Raw genomic sequence first — 25,748 nt, 5'->3', positions numbered from 1 at the left:
AATAAAAATTATAACATATGTTTCATAAAAATCCAGAAATAGGGCAAGAATTACTAAATGTACCTATGGGACAAATGATCGAGAGCATGGCAACATCTATTGCCAATGCACAAATGGCATTAGATTCCAACTCGATCGAAGTAGCAGAAATGATGGGAGGATTAAGTCCTGTGAAATCTACTATTAACGGAAAAGAATTTATCAATTTCAAAGACAGTCGTGTGTTCTTTGGAAAAGAAAAAGTACAAACCAGTGATGCTGTTGAGTTGTATAACTCTAACTCAGACGCAGCCTACAGAGCAGCGATCATCTCTAAAATTGATGCTAATGACATTGAAGACGGATATGACAAATCTGTTGTAAACGTAGACAAAAGTCCTATTGGTGCGAGTGACGCTGTATTTACTCCTGACGATCAGAAGAATGCAGATGTTTACTACAGAAACGGCGGAAGTTGGTATGAATACAATGCAGGAACTGGAGTATATGCTTCTATAACGGCGCCTACCATTGTACCTGGAAAGAAGATGAAAAAACCAGAAAAGCCAGAAAAAACATTGTACTTACCACAGCGTTTGTCGATGTTAGAACTTGGGTTTGCTCCTACTTTCTATCAATTTGTAGATACAATTATCAAAGTATCGATCAGTATTAAGTTTACACGAGAAGGATCATCTTCATACCAATACCAAAGAAACTCAAAAAGTACAGACAGAAGTGCTAGTTTTAGCTGGAGAAGAGGTCTTAAAACCAACAAAACTGTGACAACAACACAAGTAAATGCTGGTTTCTCTCAAAAGTATAGCTATTCGGCAGAAGGTTCTAGTTTGTTACAAACGAAATTAGTTCCAATCCCGCCACCAGCGGCATTAGAAGAGCGTGTTCAACAACAAATGGCAATTGCTAGAGAAGAAGAAGAAAACTAGTATCCATGGGTAGAATCACCAGAGAAATACAAAATGCACCCTTACCCGAGATGATTAAATCTCTGGGTATAGGGATTGCAGAAGCACAGAGAGCTTTGGATAGAGTTTCTATGGATTTAGCAAAAGAACTTGTAAATACCAAAGTAGAAATGGGCGGTGAAGAATATAGTTTATTGGCTTTAGGCTTCACTCCTACATTTTACCAATTTGTAGATACATTTTTTGAATGTAAAATGTCTGTTTCTATGATGGAATCAAGAGAGTTTGGAGCTTCCGTTTCGGTAACTGGAGGATTTAATGTAGGATTTGCAGCTGTAAGCGCCACCGTTTCTGCTAGCTATTCGCAAAAATACCAGTATTCAGCTGAAGCAAGTTCTTTAGTGAGAACCAAATTAGTAACCGTTCCAAATCCACCCGTTTTTGAACAACGTTTACAAGCGTTGATTGAAAATGAGTTGGAAAGTAAAAGACCTTCAAATAATTCAAATACCAGTTCATAAAGATGGCTAAACATTGGAAAAGCTTTGTTAAAAAAGAAGAAACTCCGAAGAAAGAAAACGCAGCTATAGAAGATATAGCTTCGTTGCTTTCTCCTGAGGCAAAAAAATCAGACAAATCATTAGAAGATGTTGCCGAATTTAATTCGAGTTTAAAATCATTGATTGAAGAGCAAAAACAGCTCGAAGATCAAATGGCAGAACTTACTGGTAAGAAGCAAAAGTCAAATACAGATAGAAAGTATGAGAATGATATAAAATCAATTGATCAAAAGAAGAAAGAGGAAGCCGCAGCCGAAGAAAAGCTTAGGAAACGCAAAGAAAGTCATCGCAAAAAAAATGATGATCGTTGGGAAGTAACACCTTCGTTTAACAAGAAGAATAAAGAACGAGAAATTTCTAGTGTTCCGCCCGTTTCGCAAAAGAGAAAAAAAGCGAAACCAAATACAGGTTTTATTCATAAAAAGAAAGCTGCAAAACCCGAAGTTCGCATTCCAAAAGTTCAGCGTAAGCCTGAAACTACCATTGTATCAAAGAAAAAGAAGCAAGCCACAACACTACTTGCATCTATAAATAGAGTTCAACAAGAAAAAAGGTCTGTTGAAGATTTTACGAAGAAAACCAAAAAATCCGTAGCTAAGGTTTCTTCAAAATCACCAAAAAAACCAACTGTACAAAAGCTTTCAAAACCAAAGCCAAAAACGCAAAAACCAAAAAGGCAAGAAAAAACACTTTTACAGAATGTCGGGAAACGAAAAGTAAGTACGCCAATGCAACCACGCAAGAAACCTACTGAAGCGGTTTCTACAGCAGTGAAAAAAGGCGCAAAAAAAATCGATTCGTTTGTCAACAATCCGGCGCAAAAAAAGCAAGTACAAACAGTAAAATCTACTGTAAAAAAGGTTTCTAAAGCAATAGACACATTTGATAGTGTAACCAAAAAAGTATCAAAAGGTATTGATACGTTCAATACAATTCGTAGTAAAGGAAATGAAGTGCAAGCTGGCATCAATAAAGTGGCTAGCGTTGTGAAATCACCTGAATTGCAAACCTTTAGCAAAAAAGTTTCCAAAGGAATGGACATTGTCAATAAAACTGGAAAGAAACTAGACAAAGTGAATCAGTTATTCAATACTGCTAACAAACGTTTAGAAAAAACCAAATCAGTGACCAATCTATTTGAGAAAAAGCTAAAAGCCGTCGATTTTATAAGCGGTCAGGATACCAATACGAAAAATGGGTTCGATTTTGATTTCATTCAACAACAACAAACAAAAAAAGAAGAAACGCAAAGCTTTAATGTTGCCGATAAAAAATTAAATGTTGATTTCAATACCATCAAAAATATCAAAAAAGATATTGACACATTGAAAAACGTAAAAAAGCAAAAAGACAGTTTCGCATTTTAAAAATATACACATGAGCACAGCAAATAACGCATTAACCTTAAAACAAATACTATTAGGAATTTCTGATAGTTTGAATGAGGCGCAAAATCATTTGAGGAATGTAAAACCTTATGACGAATTTGGTAGACCCAATACTTTGTATACGTTGCCATATTTAGATTTCAATTTACAAGTAGAAGCTGAATTTGAGAAAGAAACAAGTACTGAACCTACTGCGGTAGCGGGAAGAACGGCAGCGCTCTCACATGCACAATCATACCAGAAAGGATATTCAAGATCGTTGGCTTTTAAACCTGTAGCAAGTGTAGCCACAGATACGAAAGAAACGAACAAAGTAACAAGTACCATTTCTGGGCGATTTATTGCAGTAGTTCCGAATGAAGGATTGCCGCAAATGATTATCAATGCTACACCAAAAGCGACTTCTAATGTTCATATTTTTGATATTGATGTAGAGGTGTTTAATGCTGCTGGTGAAAAGATTTCTGATGCATTGGTTGAATTCAATTACAATCAGCAAAAGACAGAATTGTTAAATCCGAGCGCAACCTTAAATCATGGAACTTCTTTCTTAAGTACTAGTGAGATTCGTACAGACGTGAATGGAAAAGCGGTAACACAAGTAAAAGTAGATGGTGTTGACTTCACTAATGGAAACATTTTAATTATAGAAGTGAACGTTGGAAACGTACTCACTAAAATTTCAATTCAAAAATAGTCATGGCAATTAATATACAAAGTATTCAGTTTAAGCATCTGTTGTATGATGTAACTAATAAGCCTGCAAAAGCCGTGAAGGTACAAGTGCAGTTTTACAATGTAAATACAAAATCGTGGTTGGCACTTACGAGCGCACTTGCTTTAACGAGTGGAAAGTTGGCGTATACATTAACGATTCCTTCGAGAATTTCTACAAAAAATCAAACAATACGCGTTGTTCGTGAAGTATTAAAATCTGGAGGTACACCTTCGTTTAGAATTATCAGAGTTTCACAGTCGAGACTTCCTGAAGTCATTGCTACAACCTTTAATGCAACTATTATAGGTGATTCAAAAATTACCATCGATTTTAATAAAAGTTGGTTGTTAGATTCTAAAAAATACATCACAAAAAGTGATCATGTAGTGATAGCTTCCGAAGTTCCTATGTTTGAGCTCATGAACTCAATTCGCGTGATAGAAGAAGAAAAAGAAACCGCAGTTGCACAAGTTTCAGGACTCAATGCAACGATTATTTCTTTGTCTGACGAACGTGAATCGTTACGTACACAATTGTTGTCAGCACAAAATACTGTTCAAAACAGTTCACAAGAAGTAGCCGATTTAAATCTTAATTTACAGACAGTAACGGCAAATTTAGCCAATGAAAGAGCACTGAGAGAAACGCTTGAAACGGATAAAGCAAACCTAGAAACAGCACTTGCAACACAACGTGAAGAAATGGAAACCATGGAAGTTTCTGGAGATATTCGCGCTATAGAAATAGAGAGAGATACTGCTTTTGCTCAAATTTCTGAATTAAACGAGAGTGTAGCTTCTTTGTCTAATGAACGTGAAATGCTACAAACACAACTTTCAACGGTTCAAAATGATATTGAAACCAAAGAACAGCAAGTAGCTGATTTAAGTGTCGATTTACAAACTGTGAATGCAAACTTAACCAATGAACGTCAACTGAGACAGACACTGGAAGCAGATAAAGCAAATTTAGAAACACAACTTGCGGCACAACGAACGCAGATTGAAAATATGGAAGCTGTCAGCGTCAGCGGAAGCAATTTTGAAGTGCTCTACAACGATTTACAACAACAAGTTTCTGTCATTACGATAGATAAAAATAATTTAGAGCAGCAAGTAGCAGACATTTCTATAGAAAGAGATAATCTGCAACAAGAAAAAGTATCTTTCTTAGCTAGTATTTCTCAATTACAAACCTCCGTACAACGAGAAAAAGCCTTAGTGACTGCCAAAGATGTTGAACTACAAACACAAAAAACATTGGTAACTACTTTGGAACGTGAAAACGGAAAGCTACAAGAACAACTGGCAGAAGCTCAAGATTTCACAGTGACAGATCATCCAAATAAATTATCTGCTGCCAAAGTATATAGTAGTATTGTAAATGATGTGGTAAAAGCCGATCAAGAATTAATCAATTCTAAATATACGCTTGCCAATGTCTCTTTAAACCTTAAAACTACGGTTGAAAAAGGTCCTGACGGAACTGTGTTTGGTTTGTTAGATTACGAATCTGCCAAAGATGTAAGCAGCGCAGCCATTAGTGATATTAGCATTGACATTGTGCCTACTGGCAATACAAGCACTACTGTGAATCAGAAAATGCCGAATATTTTAGGATTGACAGAAACTGCTGTTAGAAAGGTATTGCTCAACAATGGCTTAAAACTAGATGCTGTATATCATGCAACTAATGATAAATCGCTCATTGAAGGACAATCTTTCAAACAATCGCCAGCACCCGATGCAGCCGTTGAAGAAGGACAAGAAGTAATAGTAATTTTCGCAAAACCAATAAACTAAAAAAATTATGTCAAGCAATTCATACGATTATGTAAAAGATGCCTTTGCCGCACCTCTAGGAGATTTTATCGCTTCCATTGGAGAAGGTGTTGGAGAAGCACAAGCCGCACTTGACGAAGGTTCGTTAAGACAAACATTAGAAATATATAATAGTGATCCTGATAAAGGTTCCGAAACCTTAAAAATGCTCCGTGAAGTTGGTTATCAACCTACATTTTATACGATTCCGAAAACGACAGCAAAAGCAAAAATTTCCTTATCTATTTCACAGCAAAGCACTGGAAATACACTTCAAAACGGACGTTCATTTCGCCCAAAAATGTATGCAACTCCGGTGAATGCTTCCAATACAAATAAATATAATTTGGGATTGAACGCTACAGCGGAAATTGAATTTGATATTGTGCCAGTGCCGCCATCGGAAGCACAAATTATTCGCTTTTTGCCAAATATTATTGAAAAAGAAGGCAACGTAAAGAGAACCTTTGGAGAGATTAAAACCTTATTGACTGAGTATGGACTTGGCTATGAATTTGGTGATCATGTAGATGAAGAAGCTATTACAGACGAATCTACTTTTGATACGCAATCGCCAGCTTTTGATGTCAACAAACCGAGCATGGTTCGTGCAGATGATATCATTACATTAGATGTCAATGCTCCTGATCCTGATGATGCTTAATTGGTATTGAGATATTAGTATTGAGTATTGAGTATTGAGTATTGAGATGTACATTATTTAGTGGTTCACGATAGAAGAACTGCAAAACAAATAAAACTAAAACGGATCACAGATTTGCCTCTCGAACTGACGTTGACAAAATGTAAGATAGACATTGAATTCAGAACGTCATTTCGAGTAGTGTGCGTAAAGCTGAACTTGATTCAGTTTCTCATAAAGGCTTAATCTAAAATATAAAGAGTACGTTTTAAAACATTCGTGTATTCGTGGTTAAACACTTAAAAATTTAGAGCCTTTTTATAACACATCTTTTATCACGAATTCACAAATAGTGTTTAATTAATAGCTCAACTTATAAGTATTCACACAAATAGTCAATACAAACTAGTAGTTTTTCCATCAAAAATAATTTAGATAAAAGCACACACTAAAAAATTCGTGTATTCGTGGTTAAAACTTAAAAGCAAGACGGTTTTTAACAACACTACCTTTGTCACGAATTCACAAATAGTCTTTAATTAATAGCTAAACTTATAAGTATTTACACAAATAGTCTATACAAATGGTTTTCCAGCAAAAATAATTTACATCAAAGTACACTCTAAAACATTCGTGCATTCGTGGTTAAAAACTTAAAAACTAAAAGCCTTTTTATAACACATCTTTTGTCACGAATTCACGAATAGTGTTTAATTAATAGCTAAACTTATAAGTATTTACACAAATAGTCAATACAAACTATTTGGTTTTCCAGCAAAAATAATTTACATCAAAGTACACTCTAAAACATTCGTGCATTCGTGGTGAAACTCTCAAAAACAAGACGATTTTTGACAACACTACTTTTACCACGAATTCACGAATAGTGTTTAATTAATAGCTCAACTTATAAGTATTTACACAAATAGTCAATACAAACTAGAGGTTTTCCAGCAAAAATGATTTACATCAAAGTACACTCTAAAACATTCGTGTATTCGTGGTTAAAAACTTAAAAGCAAGACGGTTTTTAACAACACTACCTTTGTCACGAATTCACGAATAGTGTTTAATTAATAGCAAAACTTATAAGTATTCACACAAATAGTCTATACAAACTATTTGGTTTTCCAGCAAAAATGATTTAGATCAAAGTACACTCTAAAACATTCGTGCATTCGTGGTTAAACACTTAAAAACTAAAAGCTTTTTTAAACTTTTCTTATCACAAATTCACAAATAATATTTAGACGCTATTCATTACTTCTATTCTTTGATTTCAATTGAAATTCAGTTAGTTTTAGCTTCAATAAAACTTACAAACAAGTACCAATCATGAAAAGAATCATATCTCTATTAGTCCTGATTTTAGCTCTTCAAAGTTGTAACGAAATAGAATTCAAAAACGGAGGAAATTTCATAGCAGAAAACAATGATTTATTTTATGCGCTTCAGATAAATTCTGAAATGGACTCTATACAAATCTTTGTCTTAGATGAATGGCCGATTTTAAATTCAGAAACTCTTGCCAAAAAACAAAATCGAGAAATGTCTGTTAAAGGAACAATCAACATAAAAGATAATACAATCATAATCACGGAACTTGAAAGTGACTATCCTCCATCAGAAAGATCAAAACTTACGAATTTCACTATCAAAAACGGAAAAATATACGCTGATTGTAAAAACTTAACAGGATATATTTTTGGAAAAACGAATCTACAGAACTGTCCATCAGAAAAAATTGAATTTAGCCGAATGAAAAACTAAGTCCATACAATACTGCTTATAAAAAACGTTATAGCTAATAAAACTAGCATGACCATAAAAACCCAGTTAACTCGTCTATTCTTTTTTTTATCATTTTCAGTGCTCATCATTGGTTGTAAAAGTGTAGCACAAAAAGTGAATACAAACCTAGATACCATATATTCCTGTTCAGAATTTAAAAAAAGTACTCCAACTGCTGAATGGGAAGAATTTTCAAGCCTTTTTACAGCAAACAGCATAAAATCTGAACGTTTTGAAGGACTCAATCAAGATGAAAAACATTTTTTACAATCTGCAAAAGAAGCAAAAGCTTGGGATTTATTTGAAGAAGCTACGACATTACTTCAAGCTGATAAGAATAGAAAAAAAGCAAACAATCTTTTTACCAAAATTGCAACTGATTATCCTCAAACATACTATGCAAACCAAGCAAAAGAACTTTCAAATCTTTTATCTCAAATGATGATTGAAGATGCAAATTGGAAAGAACCATCGGACATAAACGATTTATCATTACATCAACAAATTGAATATCATATTTACCAACTAAGAAATATTGCTGCAGAACAAATAGGACAGCCAGCTAATTGTAGTGTTTTTGATACTCCAAAAGGTGAATACAATGCTGCTATAAGTTTAAAAAAAATAGGAAAACCTGCCATTCCTTTTTTAATCAATTTACTAGACGATAGAAGACCATTATCCACAATTGGTTATTTTAGAGACTTTTATCCGACAAGAACTATCTTAAGATATCAAGATGCGGCTGTTGAAATATTAAATCAAATAACTCAAGAAAGTTTTTATACCAATACATGTACAGCATGTTATTTTTCAACGGAATCTTGTGAATTTAGAACACAAAAATGGAATGACATTAAGAATTGGTATAACAAAGAACCTAAAAATAACTGATACGAAACTATAGAAAACAATCATGAACCAAAAAATTGAACCTATACTACATGCATTAAGCGAAACTCCAAGATTGTTGGCAGAATTGATTTCTGAAATAGATCCAGCGCTTTATAAAAAGGAAATTATCAAAGGAAAATGGTCCATTCATGAACATGCAACACATATCGGAGTTGGCGATATGTACGGATTTCAAAAAAGACTCCAAGATTTTAAAGAACACGAAAAACCAATTTTTGAACCTTTGTCAGGAGATAATTTTGATTCAACCTTTTTTATTGAATTGGATTTACAAAAAACCATCACTGATTTTTTTGACATGCGAAACAAAACCATCGAACTCGCCAAAGAATTTAACGCAGACGATTGGAACAAATTGGCAATGCATCCAGAATACAAAACTTATACGCCGTATATCATGCTCAGGCATTTGTTAATGCATGACCACAATCATTTGTACAAAATTGAAGATATGGGCTTTGGAATTGGACATGTGAAATAAGGAAGTGAAACCTTCGATGAAAGTGAGTATGAACGTTGTATTGAAACGTCATTACGAGGAAGAATGACGAAGTAATCTGTTTTTAAGTCAATCAAAATAGTTTTCCTAACAAACAGATTGCCACGAATTTATTCTAAATTCTCGCAATGACGAATCATAAAAAAAAGTATCCTATTTTAAAATGTCATTTCGAGCGCAGTCGAGAAATATTTGATATGAATACTCCTTAAGAATCTCGACTGCGCTCGAAATGACATCATATTTTCAAAAACAATCTATAGTTTTATTCCTAAGAGTTGTTCCAAGGCTTTGAATGTAATCACTTTTCTATTCTTTTGAAATGCTTTCTGATCAAATTCTTTTGAAATCGGTTCCACATTGGTTGCAAAAAACAACAATTGATCGCCATTTTCAACGTAACCCACAAACCAACCATTATGCTGATCGCCTTCAATAGACCAACCCGTTTTGCCGCGCAACACGTAGTTTTCCGTCTCTTTGAGAATCATGATTTCCTTCACAATTGTTGAGGTTCGATTTGAAATGGGCAAGCTTTCTTGTTGAAAACGCTTTAGGAAATCGATTTGTTGAAATTGAGTAATCGTTGCATTTCCTGTCAGCCAAAAGTTTTCCAAATTTGTTGCGTCAACTGTAATGTTTCCGTATTGCAATTTTTCTAAATATACATTCATTCGCTTCACTCCTACTTTTCGTGCAACTTCTTGGTAACACGGAACACACGAACGTTGAAACGCTTGTCGCAACGTTAAATCGGCTTCCCAAGATTTGAACATGCGTTTTTCTCCATTCCATTTAAAAATACTGTTTTGATCTTTAACTTCTTTAGTTTCCAATCCAATAATAGAATTTGGAATTTTATAGGTAGAAGCTGGCAATTTTCCTGTTAGTGCCCATTCAAAATTGTTGGAATAATATAATTCTTTCTTTACATCGTACACTAAAATTGAACCTTTTAAGTCCACAGAATCCATGATTTTTTGAAATGCTTCTTTGTGGATGAGATTATTTTTTATTTCTGGAACCACCGTAGTTTCTTCTGGTTGTGAAAGCTTTTTCGCTTCTTCTTTACAAGCGAAACACAAAATACAAAGCAAAAAGATGAATCGTTTTTTCATGGTTTTTCTTTAAGATTGATCACAATTCCCCCAAACCTAGCTTCTTCTGCTACAAATTCTTTATCATCAATATAACAGACATCCAATTCGTATTTTTCTTGTTGATTTGTTTCTGAATAATATCCTTGACAACCATAACCGCCGATGTGTGAATTAAAGAATTCGACACTTCTCCCATTCTTATCAGTCACTTTTGGCAAGCATTCATGACAAATTGATTTTGGGTATCGTTGAATAAACCCTAATCTTTCAGAACCACAATTTGCACAATAAGCTTTTAGTTTCTGACTTTCTTTCAGCACCAATTCGCTTTTATCTTTATACCGAAATAATAAATTATCCCATCCTGCAATACTATAAATTTCTTTCTCTGAAAATTCCATTTCTCGTCGTAATTTATTTGTTGCTTGTACAATAAATGGTGCCAAAATCTCAATATGTTTTTCTAGATTCTCAATTGTGCCTGCTTGGTATTCCACATACCATTTTTTTGATTTGGTGATATACTTCCAAAATTCGAATAGAGAACGAAATTTTTTAGTGTAAACATGTTTTGTTTTGGCTTCAGCATGTGCGTTTGTATTGATTCGATCTGGAAACATCACAATCGTTTTCTTCATCTTTTTCAAATAATACACATTCTTGGAATCAGAAAGCACGTAATGCACATATTCTTGCCTTTTGGAATTATCCTTAGTGCCAAATATTTTAGAAAATAAACTCATAAGAAAAAGTCACGTTCTGATTTTTATTTTGAAGATACTATTAATTAAAAAATCACCCGAATTAAAAGGCTATATATTTTAATTTTTATGCTTCAATTCTACTTTTCTCCCATCTAAATCCTGCACTAAAGCCGTTAATCCCCAAGCTGTTTCTTTTGGTTTGGATAGAATTTTCCATGTAGAACTTTCTAACATTTTGATCTTAGCTTCTAAATTTGCAACGTCAAATCCTAATCTGGTAGAATTGTCTGCTTTTTGTTGAGATTTTGTAAGTGGATAAATTTCAAAGACAAATCCGTTTTGTTCAGAAGCATAATGAAATGGCCCGTTTCCATGTTGATGGTACTCAAATTGAAAACCTAATTTTTCATATTGATCTTTCAATACTGCTGGATTTGGGGTTCGAATGACTAATAAATTTAATCGCACAATTGTAGTTGAATTGGTTTAATTAAAATCGTAACTGCTTCATTCCGGAAGTCAAAAATGGCATGATGGGCAAACAACTCATCACTTTGATATCTTCCCATACAGAACTTTCATTGCCTAAAAATGCTAAAATAGTTTCAATTGGACGGTTTTTAAAGATGGTTGCAAAGATTTCTTTTCCTTCCAATTTCTCTGAAAGAATTACTTCCAACAATGTTCGGTCGTACCATTGATACATCTTGTCACGAAACGTTACTTGCGGATTTGGATATTTTCCTGCTTTCAATAGTTGGATGATATTTTCCGTATGCTTTTGCACAAATTGAAACGTATATCCACTACTCGCTTTCGTGAATCCGCCCGCAGTTCCTAAGTTGATAATATTTTTTTGATTCGGAACCTTTCTGGAGAATTTTGCCAATGACATCGGAATAATTCCAAATTCCGTATGAAGAATCTCGTAATTATCAATCTTTAAATAGTTTTGAATATATTCTTTGAGTGCCGTTTTGTATTGTTCTTTTTCAAGCACTTTTTCAGTGAATAAGGTATATTCAACCAAAGCCTCTGTTTCACTCGTTGGCAATACGTACATAAATGTGGCGCCATGTTCTTGCGACAATCGAAAGTCCATCAATCGACCAACATTTTTATCAAAAACTGGTGCTTTTGTTTGAATCACCCAACCTTCAAAATGTTGTAATAATGAATTGTTGGTGTCCATTTTTGGATAGAATAAACTTGTAGAGTTGAACACGTAATTCGCAGTATACGCAGAAGTTTCAGTTGTAACTTTACCTATTTCGTTCTCCGTTGTAATTGCAGTAATATTTTCAGAAACAAAGGTTACATTTTCAAATTCTTTGGCAACTTTCAACACATGGTTATAGAAATCAATTCCTTGAATCATTTTATAACGGTATTCCGACATATCGAATTTGCGCTGAAAATCATCTGAGAGAAATTCGAGTGTTTTCCACTGATGTGTCACAATGGATTCAAAGAGTCCGTTTCCTTTTTCCCAGAAACACCACGTACGATCGTTTTTATTTTTTTGCGATTTATCTATGACTAAAATCTGCTTTGCGCTTAATTCAGAATCTTTCAGCATTCTGTACAGCAAACTTAATCCTGCACATCCTGATCCTGCAATTATATAGTCATATTTCATGTAATTGTTCTATTTTGTTTGTCACTCCTGCGTAGGCAGGAATCCCAAGAATTTCAAAAGTGGATTCCGCATCTAGTGCGGAATGACAACTGAAATTCAATCGTAAAAAACCTTAGTGTCACTTCGATAATGCTCGATTTGACATCTTATTATTTTACTGAATACTTCCATTCGATAAAAGAAGGCACATCAGAAAATAGCTATTACAAAAATACGGATTTCTTAGAAAGGAACTTCGTTATCGTCTGGATTAAAATCATCATTCATAGAACTCCCGAACGCTTCATCTGCACTTGGAAAAGTATCTGGTTTCAATGTATCATCGTTTGCGGCATCGTTCATTTTCGAATGGAATTCAAACGGCGAATCAAAGGTTTCTAAGTTATCAAACTTACCTAAGTGTCCTAAGAATTTGAGTCGAATGTTATCCAAACCACCATTCCTGTGTTTTGCTACAATGAATTCTGCTTGTCCATCAGTTGGAGAACGTTCTTCATCATCCCATTCTTCAATTTTATAGTATTCTGGACGGTAAATAAACGATACAATATCCGCATCCTGCTCAATCGCACCCGATTCACGTAAATCAGAAAGTAACGGACGTTTGCTTCCTCCACGTGTTTCTACCGCACGTGATAACTGAGATAAGGCAATTACCGGAACGTATAATTCTTTTGCTAATGCTTTTAGGTTACGAGAAATCATCGAGATTTCCTGTTCACGGTTTCCTCCTTTTTGACTTCCACCTGCGGTCATTAACTGCAAGTAATCAATCATAATCATTCTAATTCCGTGCTGCGATGCCAAACGACGCGCTTTTGCACGTAAATCGAAGATGGAAAGCGATGGCGTATCATCAATAAATAAAGGTGCTTTTTCAAGTCCTTTTACTTTTACATTTAATTGTTCCCATTCGTGTTTGGCTAGTTTTCCTGTACGAAGTTTTTCAGAAGACAAACCAGTTTCTGATGAAATTAAACGTGTAATTAACTGTACAGAAGCCATCTCTAAAGAGAAGAATGCTACGGGTATATTTTGGTCAACCGCAATGTTTCGTGCCATCGATAAGGTCAATGCCGTTTTTCCCATACCTGGACGTGCTGCGACAATAATTAAATCACTCGGCTGCCATCCGGAAGTTAGTTTGTCTAATTTGGTAAATCCGGTCGGAATACCACTCAAACCTTCTTTATTGGAAATTTCTTCAATTTTTTTCTTGGCTTGAATTACCAAACTTTGCGCCGTTTCCGACGATTTTTTAATGTTTCCCTGCGTTACTTCATACAAGCGTGATTCTGCTTTATCTAATAATGAGAAAACGTCTGTAGTCTCATCGTAAGCATCTTCAATAATTTCATTAGAGATTTTAATCAAACTACGTTGAATAAATTTCTGCAAGATGATACGTGCATGAAATTCAATATGTGCCGAAGAAGATACTTTTTGTGTGAGTGAAATCAGATAAAAATCGCCACCAACAATTTCTAAGTTTCCATTTTTACGAAGCTGCGACGAAACCGTCAACAAGTCAATTGGCTCAGAGTTTTCAAACAGTTGAAAAATGGCTTCATATACGTGTTTATTCGCTTCTTTATAGAAAGCGTCTGGACTTAGAATATCAATTACCTCATCAACACCTTTTTTGTCAATCATCATTGCACCAAGTACAACTTCTTCCAAATCGATGGCTTGTGGAGGTAATTTTCCTTTCTCAAGGTTTATTAAATTGCTTTTATCAGTTTTATATGTTTGCTTAGGGTTTACATTTTCCATGACTGCGAAAGTAACTAATCCTTTTACTTTTTAAACTTTAATTTATAATAAGAAATTGTTGATAAGTTCTTTTTTTTGTTAATAAGCGGAAAAAAAATCCGAAGTCTTCACTTCGGATTTTTCGTCTTCCCTATGTAGTATAGGTTTATCCTTTAAATTCTCCCATTTTGGAATACTTTTCCATACGAGAACTTACTAAATCTTCTTGTGATAAGTTTTTTAATTTGTCATAATGTTCAACAATGGCATCACGAACTGCAATGAAGGTTCCTTCACGATCTGTATGTGCGCCACCAAGTGGTTCTTGGATGATTTCATCAATTACTTTGATTTTCATTGCATCCGTTGCTGTTAACTTTAAAGCGTCTGCTGCTTTTTCTTTGTGTTCCCAGCTTCTCCATAAGATAGATGAACAGTTTTCTGGAGAAATTACAGAATACCAAGAGTTTTCAAGCATTAATACGCTATCTCCTACTCCTATTCCTAAAGCTCCACCAGAAGCACCTTCACCAATAATAACCGTGATGATTGGTACTTTTAAACGTGTCATTTCTAAAATATTTCTTGCAATTGCTTCTCCTTGTCCGCGCTCTTCCGCTTCTAATCCTGGATACGCTCCCGGAGTATCAATTAATGTCACTACAGGAATTCCAAATTTTTCTGCAGATTTCATTAAACGCAATGCTTTTCTATAACCTTCAGGATTTGCCATTCCGAAGTTTCGGTACTGACGTGTTTTGGTATTGTATCCTTTTTGTTGGCCAATAAACATATACGATTGATCACCAATTTTACCCAATCCACCAATCATTGCTTTATCGTCTTTTACATTACGATCTCCGTGTAATTCTAAGAAAGAATCTCCACACAATGCGTTGATATAATCTAAGGTATACGGTCTGTTTGGATGACGTGACAATTGTACACGTTGCCAAGCCGATAGGTTTTTATAGATATCTTTTTTGGTTGCTTCTAATTTTTTCTCGATCTGTTGACATGTTTCTGTAACATCAATGTCACTTTCATCGCCAATTGCTTGGCATTTTGTCAATTGATCTTTTAATTCCTTAATAGGTAGCTCAAACTCTAAATATTCCATGCTTTGAGTATACGTTTAGTTGTTTCAGTTTACAAATATAAAACTTTAATTTAGGAAATATCAATGCCATCTCCTGATTTTCTTTTTCTACGATTTTTTAGGATTCCATTTGCTAAAACTGTCGCCACGACAAGCAAGCTTCCGTAGTAAAATCCTGGGCTCATTTTTTCATCTATTGGGAATAGAATTAAGGCTAAAATAATTCCGTAAATGATTTCTAAATTATAGGTCAACACCACTGTATATGGGCTTATATAGCGCATGATGTACGTGGAAGCAATAAATGCATACGCCGTACAAATTGATGCTAATATAAAGATGTATATCCAATCGTTAGTTTCTAAAACAAAGAAGTTTTCTTTCATGAATCCATCTGCGGCAAACGCTAAATAGATAGAAATAAATGCCACTCCACAGATAAATTCGTAAAACGAAATGGTCGATGCATTGTGACTTTCTACAAATTTACCGTTCAATACCGAAAATAATGCGGATAAAAAAGCAGAAGAAACTCCTAAAAGAATTCCGTTGATATATTTAAATTCTGTATTCAAAATGATGGAAACTCCAACAATGACAATAATTCCAAATATAATTTCGTACCATACAATTTTTCGCTTGTAGACTATCGGTTCTATGAACGAGGCAAAAAACGCACCTGTAGAGAACATGACTAGCGTAATGGAAACATTTGATACATCGATAGCGCCAAAAAACGTAATCCAATGCAATGCGACGACAATACCCGCAATGGCAAACTTAAAAAATGTTTTGAGCGAAATTTTTAGTTTGATTTTTGAGATTTTGATAAACGCAAACATCAATATACCTGCAATGAGCATACGAAACCAAACTAGTGGAATTGCTTTGATCGTAATTAGTTTTCCTAATATTGCTGTAAAACCAGCTATAAAGACTAATAGATGTAGATGTAAATAGTTTTTGAGTTTATCGCCTAGCATTGTACAACAAATATAGGGCTAATACACCAAAGACAAGATTAGGAACCCAAACTGCTAACATTGGAGAGAATCCAGATTTTTCTGCCATCGTGCCAAATATCTTATCAAAGAAAATGTATATAAATGCTATAGAGATTCCGAAAGCAAGGTTGATTCCCATTCCTCCTCTACGTTTCATAGAAGATACCGCAACCGCAATAATGGTTAGAATAAACGCCGTAATTGGCAAACTCCAACGCTTGTATTTTACTAGTAAATGCTTGTTGACATTTGGCGAACCTGATTGTTTTTCTTTCTCAATGAATTTATCTAATTCTTGATAGTTTAAGGTTTCTGCCATATACGTTACTGGCGTTAAATCTTCTACATCAAACGGGAAAATAGTATCTAACTTTCGTTCGCTAATTAAACTATCATTCATAGCGCCCACAATACGTTTTTTATAACCACGCAATGTATATGTACTATCTTCTGGATTATATTTTATGGTACGCGCTTGTAGTTTATACTTCAATAGATTGTCCTCAAAATGCTCTAACGTAAAATGATCTCCACGTCCACTTTTGAAGTTAAACGTTTTTAAATAGATAAAATCATTGTTGGTGATTTGCTTATAGATTTCGGAGTTGTCACGTATTTTTTTACGTCCTTTTTTTATGTATTCAAATCGAAATTCATTGAAACCTTTACTGGCATTGGGAACAATGTACATTCCCATCACAAAAGCAAAAACTGCTACAATTGTTGCTGCCACTAAGAATGGACGCAGGAAACGTAAATAAGAAACTCCTGAACTTAAAATTGCAATGATTTCGGTATCATTCGCCATTTTGGACGTAAACCAAATCACTGAAAGAAATAAAAATATAGGAAATAAGAGATTGGCAAAATATAGGACAAAATTCACGTAATACATGATAATTTCGTCTGTTGGCGCTTTGGTAGCCAACATTTTATCAATATTCTCAGAAATATCAACCATGATTCCAATAGGAACAAATAGCAGTAACATTACAGAGAATGTTAGTAGATATTTTTTAATGATGTACCAATCTAATATTTTCATGCGCTATATTATAGACGTTTATCCATTTGTTTGACCATCTTGTTCTTCCATTCATTAAAATCTCCCGCTAATATATGTTTTCTCGCTTCTCTAACCAACCAAAGATAGAATCCTAAGTTGTGTATGGTGGCAATTTGTTTTCCAAGCAATTCATTTACAGTGAATAAGTGACGTACGTATGCTTTTGAATATTCTAAATCTACGTATGTAATGCCCATTTCATCAATAGGAGAAAAATCGTCTGCCCATTTTTTATTTTTGATGTTGATGGTTCCGTGTGCTGTAAATAACATTCCGTTTCTGGCGTTACGTGTTGGCATCACACAGTCAAACATATCAACACCTAAAGCAATATTTTCTAGAATATTGATTGGAGTTCCAACGCCCATTAAATATCGAGGTTTGTCTTCGGGAAGAATTTCACATACTACATCTGTCATAGCATACATTTCTTCAGCAGGTTCTCCAACCGATAATCCTCCAATGGCATTTCCTACTGCATCTCGTGAAGCAATAAATTCTGCTGATTGTTTTCGTAAGTCTTTGTACGTACTTCCTTGAACAATTGGGAAAAATGCTTGACTGTAATCGTATTTGTAAGGTGTTTTTTCTAAATGTGCAATACATCTGTCCAACCAACGATGTGTCATGTGCATCGAACGTTTCGCATAACGGTAATCACATGGATATGGCGTACATTCGTCAAAAGCCATGATGATATCAGCACCAATAGTACGTTGAATTTCCATGACATTTTCTGGCGTAAAGAAATGGTATGAACCATCAATATGTGATTTAAACTTTACACCTTCTTCTTTTATTTTTCTGTTGGCAGATAAAGAATATACTTGATACCCTCCTGAATCTGTCAAAATATTACGATCCCAATTAATGAATTTATGCAATCCACCTGCTTTTTCGAGAATTTCGGTTTGCGGACGTAAGTATAAGTGATAGGTATTTCCTAAAATAATATCAGGATTGATATCTTCTTTCAATTCGCGTTGATGTACACCTTTTACCGTTCCTATGGTTCCCACTGGCATAAAAATAGGCGTTTCTATCGTTCCATGATCGGTCGTCAGTACGCCTGCTCTTGCTTTGCTTAGTGGATCTTTTCCTTTTAAATCAAATTTCATTATCGTATCGCTATTGCCTACTAATTGTTTGTGTGTTACCGCGAGATTCTTCTGGCGAAAGCCTAAAAAATATTAAAAAATCGCATTACATAGCGGCTTCATCAGTTGGCAAATATAGGTAAGATTTACTGATGATTTCGCTAATGAAAACTTAAAATTTAATAACTATAAATTATCATTAAGTATATCAAACTATTCTTTACAAACATTTGTCAAGAATTTTAAGAAAATGAACAAGCGGTTTCTTCTTAATTTCTTTATTCTTCTTTTTAGATTCTGCAATAATTCCATTACAATTACTAAATAACTTTTTTAATGTTTTTAAAGTTTTTTTGTTCGTTTTATGTTGAAATTTATACTTAATAAAGTTACTTCCTTTTTCTGTGACAAAAACTAAATGGTTATAAGAAGTCCCAAGGGTATTTCCATTTGGACCACTCGTATTAAATATAAATTTTAGACCTTTTCCATTAAATGAATAGTAATTGTGATTTTCACCTTTAAAAATTAATTTACTGGCTAGCGGAGTATCAGATCCTTTTTTAGGGTTATATAAAATTTTAAATTCAGCATAATGCTTTTTAGTTATATCAATTCTCTCTCCTGACTTTAAATTGGGATACATTTGATACATGCCCTTTAGACTTTTTCTAAAGTCTCTAATAATTGTAATATTATCAATATTGGAAAGTTTATATTCTTTACAATTCTTATAATTATTATCGCAAAGTTGAATTTTCCTATTTTTTTTAGGGTTATAAATTCCATACAAATCTACTTTCCCTTCTTTAATATTACCATTTGTGAATTTGATGATGTCTTTATCTATTTTTTCTGATTGATCTTGTGAAAAAACTAATTGTGATAAAATTAAACAAGCAATAAGTAATAGTCTATTTATATTCATGATTATGTAATTTTTACAAATCTAAATAATTTAAATAAAAGTAAAGAGTGAACATCTGAAATAAAAATGATCGTTATAATTTGAAAAAACATTTCAAAACCCGAACAACCATTATCAATTCATTATCAAACATTTATACACTTTTTTAGACTTTGTAGTTTATTCACAGTATTTCGTTAATAAAAGCCTGCAAAGTTCTTTTGTTAACGCTATTTTATGACTTACTTTTGGTGCTTTACAAAAACTACTAACAAATACACAATGTCTGATAACAAATCGTTAGAAAATTTAGTAACTCAAGTACGTAGAGATATCTTGAGAATGGTACACAAAGTAAATTCTGGTCATCCAGGAGGTTCACTAGGTTGTGCCGAATTTTTAGTCACTCTATACAATGACATCATGAAGCTGAACGATGGTTTTGCTATGGATGGTAAAGAAGAAGATGTTTTCTTTTTATCAAATGGTCATATTTCCCCTGTAATTTATAGTGTTTTAGCACGAAGAGGCTATTTCCCTGTAGACGAATTGAATACGTTTCGTTTGTTAGATTCTCGCTTGCAAGGACACCCAACTACGCATGAAGGTTTGCCTGGAATCCGCATTGCTTCTGGTTCATTAGGACAAGGAATGTCGGTTGCTATTGGAACTGCTTTGACGAAAAAGTTAAATGGTGACAATCACTTGGTATATTCTTTACATGGTGATGGCGAATTACAAGAAGGACAAATTTGGGAAGCTGCTATGTATGCCGCTGGAAACAATGTTGACAATTACATCGCAACGGTTGATTATAATAAGAAACAAATTGATGGTGCTACCGATGATGTATTGCCTTTAGGTTCGCTTTCAGCTAAGTTTGAAGCTTTTGGTTGGGAAGTATTAGAGATTGAAGACGGAAACAACATCCAAGCAATAAAAGACGGAATGGCCGCAGCAAAAGCGAAGACTGGAAATGGAAAACCTGTGGTTGTATTATTGCATACGGAAATGGGGAATGGTGTTGATTTTATGATGAACACACATGCTTGGCACGGAAAAGCTCCGAATGATGAGCAATTGGAAAGCGCTTTAGCTCAAAACCCTGAAACTTTAGGTGATTATTAAATCGCAACTAAATTTTCTATAAACGAAGTTTAATCAAAAAATAGATATCCACTTTCGTGGATAATGAATATGAAAAAATATACAAACACAGGTAGTAAAGATACACGCTCAGGATTCGGGGATGGATTGACTGAACTTGGAAAAACGAATCCAAACGTAGTTGCACTTTGTGCAGATTTGACAGGATCGTTAAAAATGAATGCTTTTAAAGACAATCATCCAGAGCGTTTTTTCCAGATTGGAATTGCAGAAGCAAATATGATTGGAATTGCCGCAGGAATGACCATTGGTGGAAAGATTCCGTTTACAGGAACTTTTGCCAATTTCTCAACAGGTCGTGTATACGATCAAATTCGTCAATCTGTAGCGTATTCTGATAAGAATGTAAAGATTTGTGCTTCACACGCAGGAATTACGTTAGGAGAAGATGGCGCAACACATCAAATTTTAGAAGATATTGGTTTGATGAAAATGTTGCCAGGAATGACCGTAATTAACACTTGTGATTATAATCAAACCAAAGCAGCAACGTTAGCGATTGCAGATTTTCACGGACCTGTATATTTACGTTTCGGACGTCCGAAAGTAGCAAACTTCACTCCTGCCGATCAAAAGTTTGAAATTGGGAAAGCTGTACAATTGACAGAAGGAACAGATGTTACTATTGTTGCGACTGGACATTTAGTTTGGGAAGCATTACAAGCAGCAGAAACATTGGAAGCCGCTGGAATTTCTGCGGAAGTGATTAACATTCACACCATAAAGCCATTAGATGAGGAAGCTATTTTAGCCTCTGTTGCTAAAACAGGTTGTGTAGTTACTGCTGAAGAGCATAATTTCCTTGGCGGATTGGGAGAAAGTGTAGCACGTACGTTAGCTTTACACAGACCAACTCCACAAGAATTTGTTGCTACGCAAGATACATTTGGAGAATCTGGAACACCAGCACAATTGATGGAAAAGTATGGATTAAATGCTGCTTCGATTGTAAAAGCGGTCAATAAAGTTATAACTAGGAAATAATAGATTCTAAAATAAATCGTTTCTACTGTATAACATTAAACATTAACATTATGAAAAACAACCTATTATGTTTTGCACTTCTGTTTGTTTCGGCAAGTTGTTTTGCGCAATTTGGAATCAAAGCAGGATTGAATTTTAACTCCAACGGAGAGTTACGTGAGATTGTTACTGCAGGAGAAAATATTTTAGAAGATAGCGGGGATGCAAAAATCGGTTATCATGTAGGCGCGTATTATGAAATTAATTTTAGCAAGTTATACCTTCGTCCAGAAGTTGTATATACTGCTACAAAAAGTGAATACGGCTCTAATGCTTATGATATGTCTAAAATTGACGTTCCAATTTTACTTGGAATAGATGTTATTGGTCCGTTGAGCATATTTGCTGGACCTGCATTTCAATATACACTAGATAACGATTTTGAAAATTCTACTATTTCTGATGTGCAAAATGATATTACGGTAGGATTCAATTTTGGAGCTGCTGTAAAATTCGGAAATATTGGATTGGATGTACGTTATGAAAGAGGATTTTCGCAAAACGAAGCTAATATTTTAGATTCAAATAATATTGCAGTTGGTACCTTAGATTCGAGACCAAGTCAATTGATATTTAGTCTTTCATTACGATTGTAAGATTGAACCTTTTGAAAATATATACGAAGCACTTCTTAACGGAAGTGCTTTTTGTTTATTATATTTTATAATCATCTATTAAAAAAGCTTCTAAACTGTTCCAATCGGAATTACCTTCAGAATATCCGTCCCATGGATGCGCATCTTCAAACCAATAATATGTATGTACGCCTTTAGAACTTTTATCACAGTTTAAAAGAATCACTTGTTTATCTCCTTGAGATGCAATACTTATATGCAATCTTAAGACATTTTCTGTAGTTTCCATTTCTTTAAAATCTTCGCCATATAAGTCTAACCAGTGCCTTGTATCGCTTATGACCAGTCTCTCTCCGTGAAAATAATCCCAACCATTATGCAAACTTCCTCCTATACTCTTTAAAAATTGAATATATTCATCTGGAATTGATAAGTTTTCCTTTATATACTCTTTGCTAAAAAATGGAGCGAATAAGTCGCTGATACTTTCTATGAATTTTTCCAAATTGAAATCTTCCAATATGTCAGAATATTGATAAAATCCTTTTGAAATAAGCTTTTGAACTAAAGGACTATTTAATTTTTGTTCTTTCATAACTATATAGAGTTCAAATTCTATTTGTACATGCTTAAAGTATAGTATTAATAGCTAAAATAGGAAAAGAAAACTACATGATTTGGCTCAATTCAAAGTAAAATGGGCTTCTCTAGAAAATTGATCATACAAAAAAACACTTCCGTTAAGAAGTGTTTTCATTGTATAGTTAGGTACTAAATTCTTTTAGTTATTATCTAAATAATCTGGAGTACCATCTCCGTCTGTATCTGTTAAAGTTACCGTTGTAATGGTCGTTACTCCAGCAGCATCTGTATCTCTAGTTCTTACAATTTCATTGCTAGCATACGTTGGCTCTGGATCTCCAGGATTTAACGTGTATGTATCTTGTCCTACTTCATTTACTGTTAGGGTTCCATCTCCGTCATCATCAGAATCTCTAAAATCAGGAATTCCATCTCCGTCTGTATCATCATTTGCAACATCATTATTTCCGTCTCTATCTTCCATTGAAGACAATAAACCATCTGAATCAACATCTATATATGTAGCATCAAATATATTGAAAGAGAAGATTAATGGAGAATATGCATCAATTCCATCTTGAGGAACACTGAAATATCCTAGTCCTGAAGGGAAAAATATAGCTCCTAGTCCACCATTTCTAGCTTCTAAGAAACCGTCTCCACCTTCCACAATACTTTCTGCGGCATTAAATTCAGGCAAACCTAATTGAAAACCACGTACTGTACTTACAGCAGCTCCAACTAATAATATATTTTGTTGTGTAATTCTGAAATCAAACGTTTCTAAATCGAGTGTCTGACCTCTATATGTCAAATTCACCTCATCAAAACTTGTAAACGTTTTTCCTCCACCTTGACGTAACTTTAATACATAATACTTATAATCTACATCAAAGTATGTAGTTGTACGAACTTCTACTTGATCAATTAAAGGTGTTTTATCTGCATTAGCGCCTTCAATTTTACCAAATGTCATTGTAAAAGTATCATTTGCTGTACTTTCAGGATTCGTAAAATCAAAATCTTCATAATTATAGAAATGTGTACTTAAAAATTCCACAAGAGCAGCATCATCTTCTATCTGCTGTTCACCTCTATCACGTAGCTCTGCAAAAGAAACTGGATCGTCATCACTTTTACACGATAAAACAATCACAGTCGCGATTATTGTTAAAAAGGTAAATTTTACAAACTTCATCATTGTTTTTTAAATTTTGGGTTGCAAGATACAATTTTATCCTACTTTTGTATATTCTTTAACGTAGTTTTTAGAGTTTTTGTATGAGGATAGATAAATACCTTTGGTGCGTGCGTTATTTTAAGACCCGAAACATTGCTACAACAGCATGTAAGAAGGGACACGTAAAAATAAATGGCGCTACTGTAAAGCCTTCTCGAGATGTATATCCTACGGACAAAATTGAAGTCCGTAAGGAGCAAGTTTCAAGACATTTAACCGTACTTGATATTCCACCAAATCGTGTTGGTGCAAAGCTTGTTGATATTTATAGAGTTGATACGACGCCAAAAGAGAACTTTGAACATTTAGAATTGTTAAAACACGCCAAAGATCATTATCGCAAACAAGGAACTGGAAGACCGACTAAAAAAGATCGTCGTGAAATTGATGAATATCTAGATGATACTTTTGACGATGATGAAAGTAATTCTTAATTTTACTCGATAATCAAGCATTTAAATGTTCTGAGCTTTGCCTCTACATCGTTTACTTAAATTTTTGAAGTCATGACCGTAACGGGAAATATTATACTCAATCACCAGCAAATTCAACACAAAACACGTCGTATAGCTTACCAAATTTTGGAATCGAATGTGAATGAAGAGGAAATCATCATTGCAGGAATTGCGAAGAATGGATTTGTTTTTGCACAAAAGATAAAAGCTGAGTTAGAAAAAATTACAGACGCTGCTATTACCTTGTGTGAAGTTAAGATTGATAAGCAAAATCCGTTACAAACAATTACGACTTCTATTCCAAAAGAAGCCTATATTAATAAGCCTTTAGTTCTTACGGATGATGTTTTGAATTCAGGTACGACTTTAATTTACGGCGTAAAGCACTTTTTAGACGTTCCTTTGAAGAATTTTAAAACTGCTGTACTTGTAAATAGAAATCACAAGAAGTATCCTATAAAAGCAGATTTTAAAGGAATTTCATTATCTACTTCTATCCAAGAACATATTGATGTTGTTTTTGCAGAAGAAGACACAGCATATTTAATCTAATTGTGTCTTAATTTCTTCTACCAAACTTTCTATTGTTTTTTGATCTGTCAAAATGCTATGCGTAGCTTGTTGATAAAACGCATTACGTTCAAACAAATGCTTTCCAATAAATTCTGGTAAGTCTTCATTGGCAATCTCACTAATCAAAGGTCTCTTTGCTTTTTCATCTTTCACTCTGTTGATAATTTCTGGAATAGAAGTTTGCAGATAGAACGTTTGCTGCGTGTATTCATGAATTAACTTCATATTATTCGCATAGCACGGCGTTCCGCCTCCTAAAGACAAAATCATTGGTTCTTTTGTTTCTAATACTTCTTTCAAATATTGATGTTCTTTCATTCGGAAATAAATTTCTCCTTTCGTTTCAAAAATCTCAGGAATTGTTTTTTCCTCTTTCATTTCAATATAATCGTCTAAATCGAGCACGGGCAATTCCAATTCGGTTCCCAATAATTTTGAAACAGAACTCTTTCCACTTGCCATATATCCTAAAAGTATTATCGTCATTTCTTCTATTATAATTTATTTATTTTTAAGCGCTTACAAA

The 25,748-nt window shown here is 34.1% G+C and carries 27 protein-coding genes; 14 read left to right on the top strand and 13 right to left on the bottom strand.

What is annotated here, in order from left to right; translation table 11 throughout:
• Positions 1-17: 17 nt before the first annotated feature.
• The 9 genes from Q0845_RS21995 (at position 18) to Q0845_RS21955 (ending at position 9,221) form a co-directional block, all read left to right on the top strand.
• Positions 18-926, top strand: a complete 909-nt coding sequence (locus Q0845_RS21995) for a hypothetical protein (protein WP_298517981.1) — start codon at positions 18-20, stop codon at positions 924-926.
• 5 nt (positions 927-931) lie between these two features.
• Positions 932-1,426 carry a hypothetical protein gene (locus tag Q0845_RS21990; RefSeq protein WP_298517979.1) on the top strand — a complete coding sequence of 165 codons (495 nt, stop codon included), beginning with the start codon at positions 932-934 and terminating at the stop codon, positions 1,424-1,426.
• A gap of 2 nt (positions 1,427-1,428) precedes the next feature.
• Complete coding sequence (locus tag Q0845_RS21985) at positions 1,429-2,832, top strand: hypothetical protein (protein ID WP_298517977.1); 1,404 nt, start codon at positions 1,429-1,431, stop codon at positions 2,830-2,832.
• Between the two features lie 10 nt (positions 2,833-2,842).
• Positions 2,843-3,550: a hypothetical protein gene (locus Q0845_RS21980; protein WP_298517974.1), complete on the top strand. Its 708-nt coding sequence runs from the start codon at positions 2,843-2,845 to the stop codon at positions 3,548-3,550.
• 2 nt (positions 3,551-3,552) lie between these two features.
• A complete protein-coding gene (locus tag Q0845_RS21975; protein WP_298517971.1) occupies positions 3,553-5,373 on the top strand; it encodes a PASTA domain-containing protein in 1,821 nt (606 codons plus the stop codon).
• 7 nt (positions 5,374-5,380) lie between these two features.
• Positions 5,381-6,055, top strand: coding sequence for a hypothetical protein (locus Q0845_RS21970; protein WP_298517967.1), 675 nt, complete (start codon positions 5,381-5,383; stop codon positions 6,053-6,055).
• Between the two features lie 1,314 nt (positions 6,056-7,369).
• A complete protein-coding gene (locus tag Q0845_RS21965; protein WP_298517965.1) occupies positions 7,370-7,804 on the top strand; it encodes a hypothetical protein in 435 nt (144 codons plus the stop codon).
• Positions 7,805-7,852: 48 nt separating this feature from the next.
• Positions 7,853-8,719: a hypothetical protein gene (locus Q0845_RS21960; protein WP_298517962.1), complete on the top strand. Its 867-nt coding sequence runs from the start codon at positions 7,853-7,855 to the stop codon at positions 8,717-8,719.
• Positions 8,720-8,741: 22 nt separating this feature from the next.
• Positions 8,742-9,221 carry a DinB family protein gene (locus Q0845_RS21955; protein WP_298517959.1) on the top strand — a complete coding sequence of 160 codons (480 nt, stop codon included), beginning with the start codon at positions 8,742-8,744 and terminating at the stop codon, positions 9,219-9,221.
• A gap of 275 nt (positions 9,222-9,496) precedes the next feature.
• Here the strand turns inward: Q0845_RS21955 and blaOXA are convergent, their stop codons facing one another.
• The 10 genes from blaOXA to Q0845_RS21905 all read right to left on the bottom strand — a co-directional run bounded on the left by blaOXA (position 9,497) and on the right by Q0845_RS21905 (position 19,628).
• Positions 9,497-10,357 (bottom strand): class D beta-lactamase, encoded by an 861-nt coding sequence (blaOXA, locus tag Q0845_RS21950; protein ID WP_298517955.1) that lies wholly within the window; start codon positions 10,355-10,357, stop codon positions 9,497-9,499.
• A complete protein-coding gene (locus Q0845_RS21945) occupies positions 10,354-11,082 on the bottom strand; it encodes a hypothetical protein (protein ID WP_298517952.1) in 729 nt (242 codons plus the stop codon). The genes blaOXA and Q0845_RS21945 overlap by 4 nt, the downstream gene beginning before the upstream one ends.
• A 78-nt stretch (positions 11,083-11,160) precedes the next feature.
• On the bottom strand, positions 11,161-11,511 hold the full coding sequence (locus Q0845_RS21940) for a VOC family protein (protein ID WP_298517949.1): 351 nt from the start codon (positions 11,509-11,511) through the stop codon (positions 11,161-11,163).
• Between the two features lie 22 nt (positions 11,512-11,533).
• Positions 11,534-12,682, bottom strand: coding sequence for a lycopene cyclase family protein (locus Q0845_RS21935; protein WP_298517946.1), 1,149 nt, complete (start codon positions 12,680-12,682; stop codon positions 11,534-11,536).
• 222 nt (positions 12,683-12,904) lie between these two features.
• Positions 12,905-14,455, bottom strand: a complete 1,551-nt coding sequence (gene dnaB / locus Q0845_RS21930; RefSeq protein WP_298517943.1) for a replicative DNA helicase — start codon at positions 14,453-14,455, stop codon at positions 12,905-12,907.
• A gap of 145 nt (positions 14,456-14,600) precedes the next feature.
• A complete protein-coding gene (locus Q0845_RS21925) occupies positions 14,601-15,554 on the bottom strand; it encodes an acetyl-CoA carboxylase carboxyltransferase subunit alpha (RefSeq protein ID WP_298517940.1) in 954 nt (317 codons plus the stop codon).
• Between the two features lie 50 nt (positions 15,555-15,604).
• Positions 15,605-16,516 carry a DMT family transporter gene (locus tag Q0845_RS21920; protein ID WP_298517937.1) on the bottom strand — a complete coding sequence of 304 codons (912 nt, stop codon included), beginning with the start codon at positions 16,514-16,516 and terminating at the stop codon, positions 15,605-15,607.
• Positions 16,503-17,582: an LptF/LptG family permease gene (locus tag Q0845_RS21915; protein WP_298517934.1), complete on the bottom strand. Its 1,080-nt coding sequence runs from the start codon at positions 17,580-17,582 to the stop codon at positions 16,503-16,505. Before Q0845_RS21915 ends, Q0845_RS21920 begins: the two co-directional genes overlap by 14 nt.
• 8 nt (positions 17,583-17,590) lie before the next feature.
• Positions 17,591-18,721 carry a tRNA guanosine(34) transglycosylase Tgt gene (tgt, locus tag Q0845_RS21910; protein ID WP_298517931.1) on the bottom strand — a complete coding sequence of 377 codons (1,131 nt, stop codon included), beginning with the start codon at positions 18,719-18,721 and terminating at the stop codon, positions 17,591-17,593.
• A gap of 199 nt (positions 18,722-18,920) precedes the next feature.
• On the bottom strand, positions 18,921-19,628 hold the full coding sequence (locus Q0845_RS21905; RefSeq protein WP_298517929.1) for a hypothetical protein: 708 nt from the start codon (positions 19,626-19,628) through the stop codon (positions 18,921-18,923).
• Positions 19,629-19,889: 261 nt separating this feature from the next.
• On the opposite strand from Q0845_RS21905, the gene Q0845_RS21900 reads away from it, so the two are divergent.
• The 3 genes from Q0845_RS21900 (at position 19,890) to Q0845_RS21890 (ending at position 22,393) form a co-directional block, all read left to right on the top strand.
• Positions 19,890-20,735, top strand: coding sequence for a transketolase (locus Q0845_RS21900; RefSeq protein ID WP_298517926.1), 846 nt, complete (start codon positions 19,890-19,892; stop codon positions 20,733-20,735).
• A 69-nt stretch (positions 20,736-20,804) separates the two neighbouring features.
• Positions 20,805-21,758, top strand: a complete 954-nt coding sequence (locus Q0845_RS21895; RefSeq protein ID WP_298517923.1) for a transketolase C-terminal domain-containing protein — start codon at positions 20,805-20,807, stop codon at positions 21,756-21,758.
• Between the two features lie 50 nt (positions 21,759-21,808).
• Positions 21,809-22,393 carry an outer membrane beta-barrel protein gene (locus Q0845_RS21890; protein WP_298517921.1) on the top strand — a complete coding sequence of 195 codons (585 nt, stop codon included), beginning with the start codon at positions 21,809-21,811 and terminating at the stop codon, positions 22,391-22,393.
• Between the two features lie 58 nt (positions 22,394-22,451).
• Here Q0845_RS21890 and Q0845_RS21885 read toward each other — a convergent pair whose 3' ends face one another.
• Both Q0845_RS21885 and Q0845_RS21880 read right to left on the bottom strand, forming a co-directional pair.
• Positions 22,452-22,967: an SMI1/KNR4 family protein gene (locus tag Q0845_RS21885; protein ID WP_298517918.1), complete on the bottom strand. Its 516-nt coding sequence runs from the start codon at positions 22,965-22,967 to the stop codon at positions 22,452-22,454.
• Positions 22,968-23,153: 186 nt separating this feature from the next.
• Positions 23,154-24,155 (bottom strand): hypothetical protein, encoded by a 1,002-nt coding sequence (locus Q0845_RS21880; RefSeq protein WP_298517914.1) that lies wholly within the window; start codon positions 24,153-24,155, stop codon positions 23,154-23,156.
• A gap of 80 nt (positions 24,156-24,235) precedes the next feature.
• Between Q0845_RS21880 and Q0845_RS21875 the strand changes: the two genes are divergently transcribed.
• Positions 24,236-24,628, top strand: coding sequence for an RNA-binding S4 domain-containing protein (locus Q0845_RS21875; protein WP_298517911.1), 393 nt, complete (start codon positions 24,236-24,238; stop codon positions 24,626-24,628).
• A gap of 72 nt (positions 24,629-24,700) precedes the next feature.
• Positions 24,701-25,201: a phosphoribosyltransferase family protein gene (locus tag Q0845_RS21870; protein WP_298517909.1), complete on the top strand. Its 501-nt coding sequence runs from the start codon at positions 24,701-24,703 to the stop codon at positions 25,199-25,201.
• Here Q0845_RS21870 and Q0845_RS21865 read toward each other — a convergent pair.
• The gene (locus Q0845_RS21865; RefSeq protein WP_298517906.1) at positions 25,193-25,708 is read right to left on the bottom strand and encodes a shikimate kinase; all 516 of its coding nucleotides are present in this window, start codon (positions 25,706-25,708) and stop codon (positions 25,193-25,195) included. The two genes, Q0845_RS21870 and Q0845_RS21865, sit on opposite strands and share 9 nt — an antisense overlap.
• Positions 25,709-25,748: the final 40 nt, after the last annotated feature.

It is taken from the genome of uncultured Kordia sp., from assembly GCF_947489565.1.
GTDB lineage: Bacteria > Bacteroidota > Bacteroidia > Flavobacteriales > Flavobacteriaceae > Kordia.
This window is presented reverse-complemented; position numbering and strand designations above follow the sequence as displayed.